This is a genomic window from Falsiporphyromonas endometrii, assembly GCF_042654485.1.
GTDB classification, from domain to species: domain Bacteria; phylum Bacteroidota; class Bacteroidia; order Bacteroidales; family Porphyromonadaceae; genus Porphyromonas; species Porphyromonas endometrii.
The window spans coordinates 1-3,549 of the sequence record NZ_JBHSGO010000107.1; the positions used below are offsets into that span (position 1 = coordinate 1).

2 protein-coding genes are annotated in these 3,549 nt (G+C 39.2%); both read right to left on the reverse strand.

Translation table 11 applies throughout. The features are described 5' to 3' along the window. Window positions 1-1,031 precede the first annotated feature (1,031 nt). Window positions 1,032-2,579 (reverse strand): alkyl hydroperoxide reductase subunit F, encoded by a 1,548-nt coding sequence (gene ahpF, locus ACFO3G_RS03635; RefSeq protein ID WP_380078082.1) that lies wholly within the window; start codon window positions 2,577-2,579, stop codon window positions 1,032-1,034. Between the two features lie 353 nt (window positions 2,580-2,932). Beyond that, window positions 2,933-3,541, reverse strand: a complete 609-nt coding sequence (gene ahpC / locus ACFO3G_RS03640; protein WP_380078084.1) for an alkyl hydroperoxide reductase subunit C — start codon at window positions 3,539-3,541, stop codon at window positions 2,933-2,935. Window positions 3,542-3,549 lie beyond the last annotated feature (8 nt).

The following is a 3,549-nucleotide window of genomic DNA, read 5'->3' on the forward strand; positions in this document are numbered from 1 at the left end:
CGGGCGGACGCCAATCCCCCCGGTGTTTTTCATGCCCGCCTGACGGATGAACTAAACAATGAAAGGAAATGATTAATTTTGACTCAAAGATAAATCTCCTTTACACACTTTTTGGGATACTACCCATAATGGTGTTTTTAACAGAGTTCTTTTATTTATATAAGCCTTTTTCTTAATGATGATACATTGCATTATTTATCTCTTGATCTTCTTTGATTGTTCTGTACTATTCCTTTGCATACGCCTTTGCAAGAGAAATTCTTATCCCTTCGCATAGTCGCAGTGTTTCTTGGCTTCTTCTATTATCTTATTCTTGTAATGTCTTGTTATATGTCGTCTAAGCGGTATTCCATAGGTCAAGTCATATTTTGGTAATGGATCGTATTAAGTATAAGTATCAATCAGAAATAGAGAGCCGAAAATCTCGATTGTGACCTTCGGGGCTCCGATTCTTTTATAGTTATGATGCTGCTTAGATATTAGCCTATGTATAAAGAGGCTTGAGAATAGTAGATTGGCCATATCTTATGCCTCTTTCTGAATGAAGCGACATTGCATTATTTCGTTCTTGGTCTTTTATGATCGTTCTGTATTATTCCTTTGCATGCAGTCTTTGCATGGGGGAATCGTCTTTGTTGCTTCGATTCCAGTTAGGCTTTGCTCCCTTGATGCATGACTCATCTTTATATCATCAAGATCAGATTTCTTTTTACTGCTGTTGGTAAACTGGATTTCATATAAATCCAGACTTGTCGCTAGATGGCAGATTTTAATGACCGTCATTAGGAATTATTTCTCTTAATGCATTATATATCATCGTTTTATAATCTTATAAAATGATTCTTGTCTACTGAATTTTTCCACCATTCTGGTGAGATGTGATAAAGGGCAAAAGGGCTTTGAATATTTGAATGTATGTGATACTTCGATGTTCTATCGACATTTTGGTGTTCATTAGAAAGAGGCTTAAGCACAGTGACTGAATTGCCATATGCTTAAGCCTCTTTTACTATTAGTGATTGAGGTTGGTTTTAGCCTCTCAATCTGTCTTCAAATGCAGACAGGGCAGCTTTGGCACCTTCGCCCATTGCTATGACGATTTGCTTATAGGGAACTGTTGTACAGTCTCCTGCAGCATATATCCCCTTTGTTTTTGTTCTGCAGGATTCGTCTACTACGATTTCTCCTCTTGCATTTGTTTCTACAAGATCTTTGACAATGGATGTGTTGGCTGCTAAACCTATTTGTACGAAAACACCATCTATGTCTAAAGTCTTATCCTTTTTGGTCTCTCTGTCTGTTAAAACAATACCCTTTACTTTCGCGCCGTCGCCAATTATTTCTTTGGTTGCCGTACTTAGTATGATATCGATATTGTCTGTTGCTTTTGCCTTCTTCTGCAGTACTTCATCTGCCTTTAAAGTGTCGAGAAATTCTACAACCGTCACATGGCTGCATATTCCCGCTAAGTCGAGAGCTGCCTCCATACCGGAGTTGCCTCCTCCTATCACTGCTACCTTTTTGTCTTTGAAGAAGGGACCATCACAGTGAGCACAATATGCTACACCATTTCCCGTGTATTCTTTTTCGCCCGGAACTCCAAGCTTTCTCCAAAAAGCCCCTGTTGCTACAATCATCTTTGGAGCTTTGAACACTTCTCCGGAAGATGCCTTGACTATAGAGATTTCTCCCTCTTGAGTAATTGATTCTACCGTTCTTGCTTCAAAAAGAGATATCTCATTAGCTTCAATATGGGCTTTGAGGCTTCCAGCCAGTTCGCTTCCTGTTGTATATGGTATAGATATCATATTTTCTATACCCACAGTTTCATTGACTTGTCCTCCAACTTTTTCTGCAATCATAGCTACCTTTAGCCCTTTTCGTGCTGAATAGATTGCTGCTGCACTTCCGGAAGGACCTCCGCCAACAACTAAAACATCAAACTCTTGAGGTTCATAGCTCTTTGTTGTTTCTTCTGATGAGCCAAATTCCGCCTCTAATTTATTGAGCAGTGTCGCCATATCACCACGTCCTACATGAATAACCTTATCGTTGGCTATCACGGTAGGAACTGATGCAATACCAAGTTTGTCGACCTCTTCTTGAAATAGAGCTCCATCTATCATGGTATGGCTAATGAGAGAATTGTGGAGGGCAAAAAGATTGAGTGTCTGTACGACATCCGGGCAGTTTGTACAACTGAGTGAAACGTATGTCTTAAGCTCAATGGGGCCCTTGATGCGTCCTATTCGATCCAATACAGCTGCATCAGGAATGTTTTTACCAATGCCATCTGCATTTAGGACTGCTAATAGAAACGAAGTAAACTCATGTCCTCCGGGAATACCGGCAAAGGTTATACCTTGGGGTTGTCCATTTACAAGAAGCTCTATACCAAATGTAGGTTCATCAACCATTTCAACTTTTATACGATCTGAAGTAGATGCTAATTCCTGCATCATTTCACTTGCCTCTGCAAAAGCAGGGTGTGAAGTTGAGGCCTTTATTCTAAATGTATATTGTTTCTTTAGGGAAGAAAACAAGGATGCAACTTGTGCTAAGGTGTCTTTATCTAACATAGTTTTTGTTTTAATGCCTCTAAGGCGGTTATAATAATATTACCTGATCAGATATTGAGGAGTCATTTAGATCTCTTTTATCAATTACATATAGTCCTCTGCTAAGTTCTTCGTGAATCCAATAAGTCTAAATCTATCTGTTACTAACAATACATTGTGGCTATATCGACTATTATCCGATCTAATGCTTTTGGTAATTATATACAAAGGGCTCACGACAAAAGTTTGACATGCCGAGAGCCCTCTATAAAGTATTATCAAAATACTGACAAATGGTCAGTGATGATTATTCAAAGGTCTTGTGGAAAAGAATCATTCCTTTGTGCAACAAATAAAATTCTTTCACGATATCATCAAATCTTACCTACAAGATCGATGCTCGGCTTCAATGTCTTTTGGCCTTCTCTCCACTTTGCCGGACATACTTCGCCATCATGAGATGCAACAAATTGGGCTGCTTTGATCTTGCGAAGGATCTCTTCTGCATCACGACCAACACTATTGTCATTCAATTCAACAATCTTGATGACGCCTTCCGGATTTACTACGAAAGAGCCACGATAAGCCATCTGGTCTTCTTCAATCAAAATACCAAGATTGCGTGTCAGCTGACCGGTAGGATCTGCGAGCATAGGATATTTGACCTTCTTGATGGCTTCAGATGTGTCTGCCCATGCTTTGTGTACAAAATGAGTGTCGCAGCTGCAAGAATATACTTCAACGCCAATCTTCTTAAACTCTTCGTATTTCTCGGCAAGGTCTTCCAACTCGGTAGGACAAACAAATGTAAAGTCGCCGGGATAGAATACAATAAGAGACCATTTACCCTTGAGATCTTCATTTGTGATACTGTCCCAAAAAAGTGTGTAAGACCCAAGACTATTATCTTTGAAATTACAAACTAAAAAACGATAAAAAGCATGAACCTTACACAAGTACAAATTAAAGAAATTATTTCGAATTGTCTGTC